The organism is Acrocarpospora sp. B8E8 (assembly GCF_039871605.1).
Classification (GTDB): domain Bacteria; phylum Actinomycetota; class Actinomycetes; order Streptosporangiales; family Streptosporangiaceae; genus Acrocarpospora; species Acrocarpospora macrocephala.
This window is the reverse complement of record NZ_JBDPLV010000044.1, coordinates 44792-58846: the sequence shown is the minus strand read 5'-3', so window position 1 is coordinate 58846 and position 14055 is coordinate 44792. Positions and strand designations below refer to the sequence as shown.

The 14055-nt window shown below is 68.4% G+C and carries 10 protein-coding genes; 3 read left to right on the top strand and 7 right to left on the bottom strand.

The window, feature by feature from the left end; genetic code table 11:
* Nucleotides 1-217: 217 nt before the first annotated feature.
* Nucleotides 218-2947, top strand: a complete 2730-nt coding sequence (locus ABGB08_RS34315) for a LuxR C-terminal-related transcriptional regulator (protein ID WP_347599052.1) — start codon at nucleotides 218-220, stop codon at nucleotides 2945-2947.
* A gap of 100 nt (nucleotides 2948-3047) precedes the next feature.
* Here the strand turns inward: ABGB08_RS34315 and ABGB08_RS34310 are convergent, their stop codons facing one another.
* Both ABGB08_RS34310 and ABGB08_RS34305 read right to left on the bottom strand, forming a co-directional pair.
* The gene (locus tag ABGB08_RS34310) at nucleotides 3048-3392 is read right to left on the bottom strand and encodes a hypothetical protein (RefSeq protein WP_347599050.1); all 345 of its coding nucleotides are present in this window, start codon (nucleotides 3390-3392) and stop codon (nucleotides 3048-3050) included.
* A gap of 83 nt (nucleotides 3393-3475) precedes the next feature.
* Nucleotides 3476-3964 carry a hypothetical protein gene (locus tag ABGB08_RS34305; RefSeq protein ID WP_347599047.1) on the bottom strand — a complete coding sequence of 163 codons (489 nt, stop codon included), beginning with the start codon at nucleotides 3962-3964 and terminating at the stop codon, nucleotides 3476-3478.
* Between the two features lie 319 nt (nucleotides 3965-4283).
* On the opposite strand from ABGB08_RS34305, the gene ABGB08_RS34300 reads away from it, so the two are divergent.
* Both ABGB08_RS34300 and ABGB08_RS34295 read left to right on the top strand, forming a co-directional pair.
* Nucleotides 4284-4553, top strand: a complete 270-nt coding sequence (locus tag ABGB08_RS34300; protein WP_347599044.1) for a hypothetical protein — start codon at nucleotides 4284-4286, stop codon at nucleotides 4551-4553.
* 19 nt (nucleotides 4554-4572) lie between these two features.
* Nucleotides 4573-5343 carry a DUF4386 domain-containing protein gene (locus ABGB08_RS34295; RefSeq protein WP_347599041.1) on the top strand — a complete coding sequence of 257 codons (771 nt, stop codon included), beginning with the start codon at nucleotides 4573-4575 and terminating at the stop codon, nucleotides 5341-5343.
* A gap of 131 nt (nucleotides 5344-5474) precedes the next feature.
* Here the strand turns inward: ABGB08_RS34295 and ABGB08_RS34290 are convergent, their stop codons facing one another.
* From ABGB08_RS34290 to ABGB08_RS34270, 5 genes are read right to left on the bottom strand one after another with little or no spacing between them, the layout of a single operon-like run.
* Entirely contained in the window at nucleotides 5475-6731 is a 1257-nt protein-coding gene (locus ABGB08_RS34290; RefSeq protein WP_347599038.1) for a hypothetical protein, read from the bottom strand.
* Entirely contained in the window at nucleotides 6725-8314 is a 1590-nt protein-coding gene (locus tag ABGB08_RS34285; protein ID WP_347599035.1) for a hypothetical protein, read from the bottom strand. Before ABGB08_RS34285 ends, ABGB08_RS34290 begins: the two co-directional genes overlap by 7 nt.
* 57 nt (nucleotides 8315-8371) lie before the next feature.
* Nucleotides 8372-11281 carry a hypothetical protein gene (locus ABGB08_RS34280; RefSeq protein ID WP_347599032.1) on the bottom strand — a complete coding sequence of 970 codons (2910 nt, stop codon included), beginning with the start codon at nucleotides 11279-11281 and terminating at the stop codon, nucleotides 8372-8374.
* Nucleotides 11278-12069: a hypothetical protein gene (locus ABGB08_RS34275; RefSeq protein ID WP_347599029.1), complete on the bottom strand. Its 792-nt coding sequence runs from the start codon at nucleotides 12067-12069 to the stop codon at nucleotides 11278-11280. The genes ABGB08_RS34280 and ABGB08_RS34275 overlap by 4 nt, the downstream gene beginning before the upstream one ends.
* Entirely contained in the window at nucleotides 12066-14003 is a 1938-nt protein-coding gene (locus ABGB08_RS34270) for an ATP-binding protein (RefSeq protein WP_347599026.1), read from the bottom strand. The genes ABGB08_RS34275 and ABGB08_RS34270 overlap by 4 nt, the downstream gene beginning before the upstream one ends.
* Between the last annotated feature and the right edge of the window lie 52 nt (nucleotides 14004-14055).

Here is a 14055-nt window from a genome sequence, read left to right as displayed (position 1 = left end):
CCCTCAAGGCGTTCCGGCCAGTTCCGGATCCAGTGGAACGGAGCGGAACAGGCCGGAACACGCGTCCCTGGCCACCACGCTGACGTGCGCATTTCCCCGAAGCCCTCGATGGAACATGAGGGATGCTCGGACCTCGGGCATGGTGTACGTCTTCGCCCCGCTGGAACCTCCGCGTACCGTGGAGCCACATGTTGACCTTGCCGACCGGGAGGTGGTCATGGCAGGCCCACTGCTTGAGACCAAACTCCACATCCCCAGGCGGCGACGCGGTCTGGTAGCCCGTCCCAGGCTGAGCGAGCGCCTGAACCGTGGGGCGGAGTCGGCGCTGACGCTCGTGTCGGCTCCGGCCGGGTTCGGCAAGACGACGCTGCTGACGGAGTGGCTGGCAGCCGCCTCCGCCGATGGGCGGTCCACGGCGTGGCTCTCGCTCGACCAGCGCGACAACGACCCCGCGCTGTTCTGGACCTACCTTGTCGCCGCGCTGAAGACGGCGGCACCCGGGGTTGGCGCGGATGCGCTCTCGCTCCTGGAGCCGCCGCAGCCGCCGATCGACGCGGTCCTCGCCACGCTGCTCAACGACCTCCACGCCATCTCCGGCGATGTCGTGCTGGTGCTCGACGACTATCACGTCATCGATGCGCGCGACGTCCAGGATGGGATGGTTTTCCTGCTGGAGCACCTGCCTCCGCAGCTACACCTGGTGATCGCCGGTCGCGCCGACCCGGCGGTGCCGCTGGCGCGGTTGCGAGGGCGGGGCGAGCTCGTCGAGATCCGCGCCGCCGATTTGCGCTTCACGCCCGAGGAGGCAGGGGCGTACCTCAACGGGGTGATGGGGCTGGTGCTGACGGCACGGGATGTCGCGGCGCTGGAGGGGCGCACCGAAGGGTGGATCGCCGCGCTCCAGCTGGCGGCGCTCTCGATGCAGGGGCGAGACGACACCGCCGCGTTCATCGACAGCTTTGCCGGGGATGACCGATATATCGTCGACTACCTGGCCGAGGAGGTCCTGCACCGCCAGCCCGAACATGTCCGGCATTTCCTGCTGCGGACCTCCATCCTGGACCGGCTGAGCGGCCCGCTCTGCGATGTCGTCACCGGCCAGGACGGCGGCAAGGCCAAGCTGGCGGCGCTGGAGCGGGGGAACCTGTTCCTGGTCCCCCTTGACGACCGCCGCCGGTGGTATCGCTATCACCAGCTTTTCGCTGACGTTCTGCAGGCACACCTGCTGGACGAGCAGCCCGAGGAGGTTCCTGACCTGCACCGGCGGGCAAGCGTGTGGTACGAGCAGAACGGCGATCCGTCCGAGGCGATCCGCCACGCGCTGGCCGCCGAGGATTTCGGGCGAGCGGCGGACCTGGTCGAGCTGGCGATTCCGGCCATGCGCAGGAACAGGCAGGAGGCCGCGGCGTACAGCTGGCTCCGAGTGCTTCCCGATGAGTTGGTGCGCGTGAGGCCCGTGCTCAGCGTTGGGTTTGCCGGGGTGTTGCTGGCTGTCGGCGAGCTTGAGGGTGTTGAGGGCCGACTGCGGGACGCCGAGCGGTGGATGGACACAACGACGGGTATCGGTAAGGGATCCCCAGCCCCATCGGCGGAGATGGTGGTCGTTGACGACGAGGAGTTTCGCCGCCTGCCGGGGACGATTGAGCTGTACCGTGCCGCACAGGCTCTGGCTCGGGGCGATGTGCTCGGCGCCGTGGGGCACGCTCGGCGGGCGCTCGATCTTGCCCCGGGGGAGGACCACCTCCTCAGGGCTGCGGCAGCGGGGCTCTTGGGGCTCGCGTTCTGGGCGAGCGGGGACCTCGAGCCGGCGCACCGGGCGTATGCCGAATGCATGGCGGGGCTGCGACGGGCCGGGCACGTCTCCGACACCCTCGGGTGCGCGATCGCGCTGGCGGATATACGGCTTGCGCAAGGTCGTCTCGGCGAGGCGATGCGCACCTACGAGCACGCATTGCAGCTCGCACCTGACCAAGGCGGGTCGGTTCTGCGGGGAACGGCGGACATGTGCGTAGGGATGAGCGAGATCCACCGCGAACGCGGCGACCTGCACGCCGCCACTCAGCACTTGCTGCGAGGCCAGGAGCTGGGTGAGCACACCGGGTTGCCGCAGAACCGGTATCGCCGGCGGGTCGCGATGGCTCGGATACGGCAGGCCGAAGGAGATCTGGGCGGCGCATTCGACCTGCTCAACGAGGCGGAACGCCGGTACATGAGTGACCTCTTCCCCAACGTGCGACCGATCCCGGCGATGAGGGCACGGCTGTACGTCGCGCGAGGGGAGTTGGGCGAAGCGCTCGGATGGGCACGTGAGCAAGGTCTATCCGTTCAGGACGACCTCAGCTACCTGCGCGAGTTCGAGCACATCACGCTAGCCAGGGTGCTCTTGGCCCAATACACGACAGAGCGCTCCACCCATGCGGCGACCCAACTCCTGGAGCGCCTGCTCCAAGCGGCGGAAGAGGGAGAGCGGACGGGAAGCGTCATCGAGATCCTCGTGCTGCAGGCGCTTGCCCACCAGACGCGAGGGGGCATCCCCGCCGCGCTCACCTCACTGCGACGCGCGCTGACATTGTCCGAGCCGGAAGGCTACGTCCGCGTCTTCGCGGATGAAGGCCCACCCATGGCCTCCCTGCTGAAGGCGGCCGCCAAACAGGGGATCGCCCCGAACTACGTCCGCCGACTCCTGGCAGCCACCGGCAAGACCGAGGACAGTACGCCCCGCAACCAGGGCTTGATCGAGCCCCTGAGCGAACGCGAACTGGACGTGCTCCGCCTGCTGGGAACCGACCTGAACGGCCCGGACATCGCCCGCCAGCTCATCGTGTCCCTGAACACCGTACGGACTCACACCAAGAACATCTACGCCAAGCTCGGCGTCAACAACCGCCGAGCAGCGGTCCGCCGAGCCGAGGAACTCGACCTGCTATCGCGAACCCGCGACCGCTAACCCCGGCAGCAGGCGAATCGAGATACCGAAGTCACGACGCGGGTCCGGTTACTCAGCGGTGAGTTCCATGAGCTGCTCGGCGGCGGTGGTGTTGCCCCGGTTACTCAGCGGTGAGTTCCATGAGCTGCTCGGCGGCGGTGGTGTTGCCCCGGTTGGCAAGGCGTCGCAGTTCATCCATGTTGCCCTGTTCAGTGGCGAGTTCGATCAACTGGTCGGCGGCGGTAGTGTTGCCGCGGTCGGCTAGGCGTCGGAGTTCGTCGATGTTGCCTTGTTCGGTGGCGAGTTCGATGAGTTGGTCGGTTGCGGTGGTGTTGCCGCGGTCGGCTAGGCGTCGGAGTTCGTCGATGTTGCCCTGTTCGGCGGCGAGTTCGATCAGCTCGTCAAGCGCCCCCTCTTCACCGTGCTTGGCCCGTTCTCGCAGGTCGGATAGATCAGATTCATTCATGACGTATGATCTTTCTACTGGCTTTGGTGGTGGAGCGTTCGGCCTGACGTGGTCGCGCGGGGGTGTCAATTCGCTGCCTGTCTTCAGCGTGGCAGTTTCCCCGATGCCTGAAGCTCATCGCGATGCGCATGCCATTCATCCCGGAGCGCGGGCAGCCTTTCGCTCAGGAAGTCGGCCAGCGCGACCATTTCCGCAAGTGGAGCGCGACGGTCCGGCGGGGCATCAGCCAGCAGCGCCAAGCCCTCGCGAAACAGCGCCGCATGCTCCTTATGGACGGCGGAGTCGAAGTTCTGCGGTTGCTGACTCACTGGATCCAGACTCACCCGGTCCACCCGCTCACCGGCGCCACGGGTTCGCCGCGCCATCCGATAGCTCTCCAGCAGCTTGACCGCGCCAGTGATGGCACTTCGGCTTGCCAGCAACGCCTCACCCAGCTCGTCGATCGTCTGCTGCGGTGGATCGCAGACGAACAGATAGCCGAGCAGGCGGCCGGCCATGGGCGGGAACCCGTACTGACGTGCATAGAAACGGCCGACGTGGTCGGCGAAGATCAGCTGCCCATCATGCGACACCTATCGAAGGTAGCATTTTTGACTGTAATAACACAAATTTGTGTCATCTGGGAATGTGCTGGCCGTCCGCCGACTTGGCTCGGATGCCCGCGACGGTAGAACCGGTCAGGGTCGGAGAAGGGTCAACCGATTTGGAGTTCGGCACGGGAGATCAAGATCTGCCGGGCAGGCCCTAGCCGCGGTGTCGTCTCGCGAGGTCGTGACGTGCTGGCGGTCCCGTGGGATCGGATCACCAGGTTAATCACCACATGTGGTGATGCCTCCTCATCACATCTCCTTCTACCTTGCAGTTCAGGTACGCAACAGCAGAAGGAGCGCGATGAGCGAAATATCGACCGGCCATCAGTACGACCCCGGACGGTACGAAATCCGCCTCAAGGGGCACCTCGATTCGCGATGGGCCGCCTGGTTTGACGGGCTGAGTCTTACCAACGAGAGCGACGGCACCACCGTCATCCATGGGCCGGTAGTCGACCAGGCCGCGTTGTATGGCTTGCTGCGGAAACTGCGCGACGTTGGCCTGCCGCTGATCTCGGTCACTCAGGTCGAATCCGACCAGCCCGATGTGCCCACCACCGAATCTCGATAACTCATAAAAGGAGATCGTCATGGCGATCATCGACCAAACCACAGCAGGGAAAGGAGTCCCGATGGACTCAGTGCGGAAGACCGCGTTCGTCGCGGGAGTGCTCTACTTGATTACCATTGTCGCCGCGATCCCTCCCGCATTCATGCTCTACAGCCCTGTGCTGGACAATCCGGACTACATCGTTGGTCCCGGCCCTGACTCTGGCGTGATCTTCGGTGGCTTCCTGGAGGTGATCGTGGCCCTTGCCTGTATCGGCACCGCGGTCGTGCTGTTTCCCGTGGTCAAACGGCAGAACGAAGCCGCCGCGCTGGGCTTTGTCGCCGCTCGTGTCCTTGAAGCCGGCATCATCTTTTCCGGCATCATCAGCCTCTTCGCAGTCGTGACCCTGCGGCAGGCCGGAGCTACCGGAGCAGATGCGGCCTCACTCATCACCACCGGCAACTCGCTCGTCGCGCTCCACAACTGGACGCTTCTTCTCGGACCCGGCATCATGCCAGCGGTGAATGCATTGTGTCTGGGCTACGTGTTGTACCGGTCCCGGCTCGTGCCACGCATCATTCCCCTGATGGGGCTCATCGGAGCCCCGCTGCTCTTCCTCTCCGCAACCGCGACGATGTTCGGCATCTACTCCCAAATCTCTGTGTGGTCGGGCATCGCGACCATCCCGATATTCCTTTGGGAGGCGTCGCTTGGCGTCTGGCTGGTCGTCAAAGGCTTTAAGCCCTCTCCCATCACGGCGGGAATGGTCGCCGCCGGCTCCCCGCCCGCCAATCGCGGCCTCGCTTTCTAACCGCTGAAAATACGGCCGGGCCCACTACGGACCCGGCCGTTGTCCGCGCAGGCTGATAGCCCCTGGTTAAGCGCCTCGGGCCTCGTTGGAATTCGCCTGCCTTGATTCGGCTGGTCAAACAGGGCGGATCGTCAGTCGCGGACGGTGACGTTGTCGCAGCCGTAGAACGTGAGCCCGGCGGCCCGGCCGACCACGCAGGCCGTTGTGTCGCCGACCGACAGGACGTCGTAGCGGTAGTGGGTGACCGCGTCCTTGTCGGCGTCCACGGTCCGCTCGTCGGGTTCGACCGACTTCTCGACGTGGATCTTCCCGTGCGCCTCGGGCGCCCCGGTCGACGCCAGAAGCTTGGCGGGCGGCCCGAATCGCAGGGTCGACGCGTCGATGCGGGTGGCGTCGAACGCGACCGGGTTGCCGTACTCACCGGCCGTGGTCGTCAGGACGGCGACCGGCACGACGCCGTTGCCGTTCAGGTTGACCTCGTTCTCGGCGCTGCCGGGCTTGATGTTGATCGTCACCGGGATCGCGCAGTCGACGGTCAGCCGCGTGGTCCTGGTGTCGTCGCTCGCGTCGGGGTCGATGACCGTCGCGCGCTTCGGCTTGATCGACGTGGTGAAGTCGATCGTCTTGGCGCCCGCCTGGTCGCAGGTCACGGTGTACTCGCGGGTCAGGGTCTGGGTGGCCCCGGCCGCGAGGCCGGTCTCGACGGTGGTTCCGGCGGAGGCGGTGAGGCCTTCGCCGACGGCCAGGTCCTGCCGGACCACGGCGGTGACCGGCCCGTCGGGGCCTGTGTTGGCGATGACCGAGGCCACCGTCACCGTCACCGGCTTGCCCATGACGGCGAACAGCGGCGCGACCGGGGTCACCGAGGTGACCGCGAGGTCGGCCTCCAGGCAGTCGGGGTCGGCGGGGTTGGCCAGGCAGAACTCCCTCAGCGGCGGCTTGAGGTCGACGGTCAGGACGTCCTGGCCGAGCGCGACGTCGGTGACCGTCATGGTGGAGAGCGCCGGCGAGAACGGCACGATGAAGCTGCCCGAGCCGCCGGTCCGCAGGCCGACGTGGTCACTTCCCTCCTGGTACGTCCAGAGCGGGCTCCACGTGTTGATCCGGTCGATGACCTGGCCGTCCACGTCGGTCAGGCCGAGCTTGAGGATGGGCGGGTCACCGATGTGAGTGTGGGCCCGCGACTTGGAGACCTTGACCCGCTCCACGGTCGCGGAGGTCCGGGAGGTGAACTTCACCCGGGCGACCACGGACTTGGTGGGATCGTCGAAATCGAGCTGCGGGATCGGGATCGCGGAGGGGTCGTTCGGCTCGCCCTCCGCGCGCAGGGGCACCAGGAAGATCAGTGCGGCCGCGGCGGCGATGACCCAGCGGGTTCGTGTCAGCATTTCGCGGCCTCGCAACCTTCGAAGACGTACTTGAAGCGGCGGATGTCGGCCTCGCGGGCTCGGCCGTTGTCGAACATCAGGTCGTCGGGCATGGGTTCGGATGTCCACCAGTCCTGGTCGCCGTACCAGTGCTCCTTCTCCCAGCTGCGGCAGGCGGCGGGGGTGCGCTGGAGCAGCGGGGCGTCGTCCTCGCAGTCGGCGTAGTCCTCGTAGACGTTGGGGTAGACCTCCTGCGCGAACGCCCCGCCCTCGGGGTACTCGTCGGAGAGGCCGAAGGGCTGGTGGGCCGTCTCGTGGGCGGCGATCCGGGGCTTGCCCGGGTCGACGAGCACGGAGAAGATCCGGTCGGAGCGCTGCGCGCAGTCCTGCTGGGCGCCGCGGTGGTGCAGGATCGCGGCCGCCTCGGCCCAGCCGTAGGCGTCGTCCCACAGGACCGGGAGCCCGTGGTCGCAGTCCTTGTCGCCGCTGGCGTCGCTCGCGTAGCCGGTGTTGTCGGGCAGCAGCCAGAAGTTGAACATGTCCTGCCGGGTCAGGTACTCTTTCAGGCCCCAGTACGACCGCTCGATCGTGGCCGCCACGTCGGCGATGAAGCGGGGGTCGGCCGGGCTGTCGTACTCGTCCTTGTCGGCGACGAAGACGATGTCGATGCGGCTGGACCGGGGGCCGGTGTAGCTGATCGGCACCGCGGGCTTGGGGAAGGTGAAGTTCGGGAACGGGTCGCCCACGGCCACTGTGTGCCAGGAGGAGAAGAGATTCACGCCGTTCTTGGCCAGGCGGCAGCCGTACGCGAAGGGGGCCATGTCGGCTCGTGGGGTGAAAGTCTCCGTGAGGGTGCCGACGCTGCGTCTCGACTGGAGCGGGTCTCCGGCCAGGCTGGCGGCGCTGGCCTGGAGGTTGACCCAGATCTCCAAATCGTCGGCGATGATCGTCGGCTGGAGTTCACCGTCGAGGGCGGTGGCGACGATCGTGACGGGCTCGCCCGGCTTCGGCCAGACGGGCGTGTGGGTGCACCGGATGTTCAGGCCGGGCGCGCTCGCTGGTTCCCTGGCGTCGAGTTCGAAGGTCAGCCTGACCCGCTCGTCGGCGGTGCCCGCCTGGACGATCGGCGTGCGGCAGCCCCCGAGGTACGGCTGGTCGGTCTGCCTGGGGTCGTGTACGGAACAGCCGGCGAGGTCGATGTACCCGTCGAAGAACCGGTCGGCGGTGGGGGAGGAGTCGTAGTGCTCGCCGCCGAAGCAGAGGCCGCCGTCCTCGTCGTGGACCTCGATCTTGATCGGGATGTGGCCGGGGGTGGTGAGCGTCGCCACGTCGATGGGCTTGGAGAACTCCCAGTCGGGCGCGATGTCGGGGTTTCCCTCAAGGTCGTCCTGCGACTCGCTGTCCTCGTTGTCGTGGTAGATGCCGTTGATCCAGACACGGTTGTAGAAGTCGGGGTCGCCGCAGTCGCCGCCCGCCAGGAGGGTGATGCGTTTGATCGTGACGGTCACGGTCACGATCGGGTCCGCGGCGGCGGGGGACTGGAGCAGCGTGAGCAGCCCCGCGCCCAGTACCGCGACCAGGAACACTCGTAAAAGGGTGTGCATGTGACGAACGGTAGGCATGTGTGCACGGAACGCGCGTGAGCATACCCCTGCTCAAATTCAGATCCTGCGCCCTTGGTTCCAGGTCCTGCGCTTGCTCGTGATCGGCCGCCGGGGCTTCTTCTTTGGCGTACGGACCGGCGTCGGATCCTCGGGCACGTCGCGCGGTACGTGCTGGCCGGTGGGGCACTGATAGACGAAGTGCCCCGGATTCTCGGCAAGCCGCTCGACCAGTCGCGAGCCCTCTCGCGTCAGCCGGTGAGAACGGTCGACTCCACTGCCGGAAGATTTGATCAGTCGCAGCTGGTGGAGTTCTATGAGCGAGTCGCGCACCTTCATCAGCGGTATACACGGGCACAGAACACCGATCAGCTGGTGGAAGGTCGACGCGTCCGACGCCAGCGCACCGAGGAGAAGCAGGGCGACCGGTGATGGTTTCGGCCCTCTGACAGCGGTAGGGCGCTCGTCGGCTGGAGTGGTGGCGGCTACCTGCTGTGAGGGCGTACGCGCGGAAGGCTTTTCGGACTCGGGGGCGAAAACGGCGAGTTCGCGGCCGTAGCCGATCACTAGCCGGCCTTCGGCGAAGGAGATGGATCTTATGGTGTCGGGCAGGTAGAGCGTGGTGGGCCCCTCGGCGGCCGGGAGTGTCCACAGTTTCACGGCATTGTCGGACACTGCCGCGAGCAGGGGAGCCTCCGAGAAGCGCAGAAGTGACACATCGGCGAAGTCGCCGTTGATCGTTTGCAGGAGGCGGCCGGTGTCGGCGTCCCAAATCCTGATATATCCGTCTGTGTTGGTCGCTGCCAGGAAATGGACGTCAGGCCCGTGGCCATACGCCAATCGGACCATTTCGTGCCCCCTGCCGATCCATCGCCGGATCCGGCCGCTGGTCAGGTCGAGGACGGCGCAGCCGTCGCGGCCGCCCAGGAACAGCAGCGGGCGCGCGCGGACCCGGCCGACGGCGATGGCGCTGACCTCCAGCTCGTCCGCGGCCGGGCAGGCCACCGACCGGCCGGTCGTGATCGCGGTCAGCCGCACGCGTCCGGCGGCGTCCAGGGCCACGGCGACGGGACGGCGGGAAGAACCGCCCGCCTCCAGCGCCACGATCGGGGCCGATCCTTCGTCGCCGCGCCAGATCCGGTGGCCGGTGGCGGTCAGCCGGGCGGTCAGCGTGCCGTCCGCCGCGGCGGTGAGGATCAGCGGGCCCTCGGGTGACGAGGCGGGGCTGAGGGTGGTGATCGGGCCGCCGCCGGTGGCGTACCCGCCGACACCCCATTCGGTCGCGAGGGAGAACAGCCGCAAACGGTCGTCGCCGCAGGCCGTGATGATCACCGATTCGTGGGCCAGCCGCTGGGTGACCACGCTGACGATCGGCTGGGGATGGCTGACCCGCGTGTCCGCGACGCGCAGACCGTCGAGCTCCCACATCCGTACGGTCGCGTCCTCGCCGCAGCTCACCGCCATCGGCGAGCCGTCATGGTCGAGCGCCTGCACCGCGCGGACCGGGCCGGTGTGCGCGGCGTAAACCTGCCGCGCCTGGACATCCCAGACGTTCCAACCGCGCAGCGTGCCGTCCGCCGAGGCCGACAGCAGCATGCGCGCGTCGGTGGACCGCGTCTCCTCGCGCAGCGTCTCCTCCACCGCGGACCGGCTGCTGGCGATGCCCAGGTTGATGGACCCCAGAACGTGGGAGAGCCGCGCGGACAGCCGGGGGGAGTAATGGACAAGGCCGGTGATGGCGGCGTGATGGCCCAACAGGGTCTTGAGCACGGCCCCGGCGGACAGGTTCCACACCCGGATCGCGCCGTCCTCGCCGCCGATCGCGGCGCGCAGATCCAGGTCGTCCTCCAGGACGGCCATCACGGCCATATCGCCCGCGCGCCCGCGTAGCTCAGCGAGGACCTTTCCATCGGAAAGACCCCAGACCAGCCCGGCGCCGTCCGCACCCCCGGCCACCGCGACGGTCCCGCCGTTCCGGAAAACCGAGGCGAGCACGGTCACCGCCGCCTCCCCCACCCGCCGACGCTCGACCAACCGGCCCGTGGCGAGATTCACCACGAGCACCTCGCCCGAGGCACTCCCGATGAGGGCGTTCCTGCCGTCGTGCGTGAGGGTGAGCGGCCCCAGCGGCCCGGGCTCGGCCGCGATCTGACGTTTTCCGGAGCCCCACGACATCCACGCCGTGCCATCCTGGCCGCAGGTCACCACCAGCAGCCCGGCGACGGCCAGCCCGGTGACCGGTCCGTTGTGTGTGGGGAGTGCCTGCCGCAGGTCGCCGTGGCGCAGGTCCCAGTGCCGCACGACCCCCGCCGCGTCGGCGGTGATCGCCATCTCGTGGCGGGTCAGGTACGCGAGAGCGGTCACGGTCCCGGTATGGCCACGCAGCTCACGCATCAGCAGCCCGTCCCGCAGGCTCCACACCCGGACCACCGGGTCGTCGCCACCGGTGATCGCGATTTTCCGCCCGGTCGCGACCATGCGTACCGGCCGTTCATGGCCGGTCAGCGTGGTACGGAGCGCTCGGCTCACGTTGCCGGACGTGGACCACTCGCACTGCCAGGGCAACACCCCGACCGTACGGGGATTGGCGAGCATCCGGCTGAGATTGCTCTCCCGGTAGCGGATGGCGTCCACCGCGAGGATCTGCCGCCGCGCCTCCGGGTGCGCGGTCAGGTGGCGGGGGAGGGACGCACGATAGACGTCGAAGATCCGCGTCAGATCCAGCACACTCTCGTCCGGCTCACGCAGCCCTGCCAGCTTCAGCTCGTAGGCCAGGATCGACCTCGGATCGCCGTACACGAGGAATTCGGGCTGGAGGAGCAGCCGCCCCAGCTGGCCCGCGTCGGCGGCGTGCTCTGCGGCGTGGCGAAGCAGGTACGGCGACGCCAGATCCCAGCGGACCTTGCGGTGGACGGCCGCGGTCCCCAGGAGGCGGCGGTAAACGGCAGCGGCCGCGCGCTCCCTGGTCACGGCTCGAGCAACGCGCGCAGCCGCGCCGTCCGGAGGTAGTTGACGACCTTGTGGAAGTCGAAGGCGTGCACCACGTCGTGGTCGTCGCTGTCCACACCGGCGAACCGCTGGGAGATCCCCTTGCGCGGGATCGCGATCAGGTCGCCAGGGTCGGCGAGGTTGGCCCAGCGGGCGACGCCGGGCGGGCGCTCGCCCCGGCCCGCGACCGGGGGTGGCGTGAGCCGCTCGAAGATCGCCTTGGGCGCGGCCAGCGGCGAGCCGAGCGTGACCCACAGCGGGACCTTCAGGTCGGGTTCGGCATGCAGGGTCTCGTAGGCGACAACCGTGCCGAGTGAGTGGGCGATGAGCACATCGGGCTGGACCTCCCGGAGCGTGGCCGCCAGCCGCTCCCGCACGGCGGTCCCTTCGCGCAGGTAGGCGGCGGCCTCCTTGACGAAGCGCGTCATCAGCCATTCCACCATCCGGGGGCGCAGCAGCCGCGATTCGGCGACCTCGGCGATGTGAGCGCGAACCAGGGCGAAGATCCAGCCCTGGGCGGCCCGCTCGCTCGCCGGGAAGCTCTCCAGGAGCTGCGCCAGCAGCTCACGCTCCTCGTCGGTGAGGTCCTCCAGCTCGTCGTCGCCGCTCTGCCGGAGGGAATCGCGCAGCAGGTCGGCGTAGTAGACCACGGACACGTCCAAGCCTTCGGCGAGCCGCTTGGCCCACAGTGCCGACAGGTGCGCCGCGGCCTGCTCAGCCGTCTCGCCCTGCCGGAAGTTGCCGATGCCGTGGACGCCCACGATTTTCATCTGATGTCTCCGGGTTCGTAGGGGTGGTCCTGGAGGTAGTCGGCGAGGCCCTGGTGAAAGAGCCGGAACAGCTTGCAGCCGTCGTGGTCAACCCCCGTCCAGATGTAGAAACGTCCGGCCTCCAGCAGCGGGCGTACCTCGCTCTCGGTCAGGCCGGGCGCGAACTCCGGCACGACGGCCGCCGCGACGTCGGCGGGGAAACCGTCACCTTTCGCCCAGGCGAGCGTGGCCAGCACAGCCCGCAGCCGCTCTCCGTCGGGACGCAGCCGCAGGTCGAGCTCGAGCACGCCGGGAAGCGTACGCGGCACGCTGCCGCCAAGCCGCTCAGCCGCCGCGGCGTCGCCGGGCACCGGCAGCGACTCCAGCGCCCGGCCGTAGATCCTGGCCACCAGGAAAGCGCCCCAGCCCCGCCGACTTGAAACGTCGTCGGTGAGCGCCGCGGCGACCGCGCGGGCCATCGCCGCGCGGACAGTACGCGACTGGTAGCCGGGGACCTCCTCCAGCCGCTGCCCGAGATGTTGCTCCAGGTCGGCGCGGAGCTCGCCGGGATCGACCTCGTCCAGGTCGATGAGCATGTCCTCGGCCGCGGCCAGCAGTGGCTCGAAGCGGGTGCTGCGCCGGGTGCCGACCAGCAACTTGCACGCGCCCTTGGCCAGCGGCAGCAGCAGCCGATCGACCAGTTCGCCCGGATTGTCGGCCTCGTCGAGGGCGTCGAACACCAGCGGCGGCGGTGTCTCCATCCGCTGGATGTGCGCGACCAGCTCAGCCGGCGTCACGGCCTCATCGCGCACGGCAAGACCGAGCTGCTCAGCCACCGCGGCGGCGATCTCCTCAAGGCCCCGCCCACGCGCGTGGATCGCGACCAGCGCGTCATTGGGCGAGGGCACGCCCTCGGGATGCTGCGCCCGCAGATAGTCCCGGATGTCCGGGGCAGCCTCGATGATCTTCTTGTGCGCCGCGCACACCAGCGAGGCGAGCAGCGCCGACTTGCCGCAGCCCGGCGCGCCGGTGACCACGCACAACCCCGTCGCGTACGGGTCGTCCAGCCAGGGAGCGAGCCGGGACCGCAACGTCCGGCGGCCGACGAAGTGGCCGCGCACGCGGTCGATGAAATGCTCGGCGTCCAGGTCGGCGACGAACGCGCGGGCCGGGGGCACGACCTCCATCAGCCGTTCCCTGCGGGGGTCCGGCCGCCAGTTGGGGTTGGGGAAGAACGGCAGGTCGGGCAGAGGAGAGCCCAGGTCGACCTTCGTGGTCCGCAGCCGCGTGGTCGCGCCGAGCGCGCTCAGCCGTAATCGGATGTCGTTGACGAGCCGGTCCCAGCGCACGTGGCGCAGCGTCTCGTCGGTGTCCAGGCCGTTGTCGGCGACACGTTCGAGGGTCTCGGCGACCGCCTCGCTGAACAGCCCGTCGTACGTGGAGTCGTTCGGGCCCGTGGCGGCGATCACCCAGGCGTGTAACTCGTCCTCGGGCACGTCGATGAGCGCTCCCACGCGTGCGGCCCGTCCCGCCCCGCACAGGTCGACGATGAACAGCATGGGTTCGGGCGCGCCGTGGGCCGTACGAACCCAGGCGACCACGTCGGTCCCCAGGCCGGTCCGCCCGCACGAGGGCACCATGTCAAGCTTGTCCCCCGGCTCCGCGTCCCGGGAACGTCCGCGGTCCGACAGCCTGGTGTGGCCATGCGAGATCACATGGATGATGCGATGCCCGCCGTCCAGCGCCGCGTCGGTGTGCGCGAGCACCGCACCACGATCCGGGTTGGCGACGGCGGTCACCTCGTAGGCCAGTTTCCGGTACGCCTGCTCCAACCGGGGCATACGTTCCTCGACAAAGGGCAGGTCGGCCCAGGCGCGCGCGCCCGTCTCAGGCTCCTCGTCCGCGTCGACGGCCTGGCCGAACCGGCTCACGCCCATCAGCAGCACACGCGACATCCAGCCCTCCGCTCGCCGACCACATCAACCGTAGTCCGCGAGTCAGGGGCAG

Bases quoted from the DNA above. Each gene is read 5' to 3' on its own strand.
- ABGB08_RS34300 (WP_347599044.1), top strand. From the start codon at position 4,284: ATGAGCGAAATATCGACCGGCCATCAGTACGACCCCGGACGGTACGAA.
- ABGB08_RS34310 (WP_347599050.1), bottom strand. From the start codon at position 3,392: ATGAATGAATCTGATCTATCCGACCTGCGAGAACGGGCCAAGCACGGT.
- ABGB08_RS34290 (WP_347599038.1), bottom strand. From the start codon at position 6,731: ATGCTGACACGAACCCGCTGGGTCATCGCCGCCGCGGCCGCACTGATC.
- ABGB08_RS34285 (WP_347599035.1), bottom strand. From the start codon at position 8,314: ATGCACACCCTTTTACGAGTGTTCCTGGTCGCGGTACTGGGCGCGGGG.
- ABGB08_RS34275 (WP_347599029.1), bottom strand. From the start codon at position 12,069: ATGAAAATCGTGGGCGTCCACGGCATCGGCAACTTCCGGCAGGGCGAG.
- ABGB08_RS34295 (WP_347599041.1), top strand. From the start codon at position 4,573: ATGGCGATCATCGACCAAACCACAGCAGGGAAAGGAGTCCCGATGGAC.
- ABGB08_RS34270 (WP_347599026.1), bottom strand. From the start codon at position 14,003: ATGTCGCGTGTGCTGCTGATGGGCGTGAGCCGGTTCGGCCAGGCCGTC.
- ABGB08_RS34315 (WP_347599052.1), top strand. From the start codon at position 218: ATGGCAGGCCCACTGCTTGAGACCAAACTCCACATCCCCAGGCGGCGA.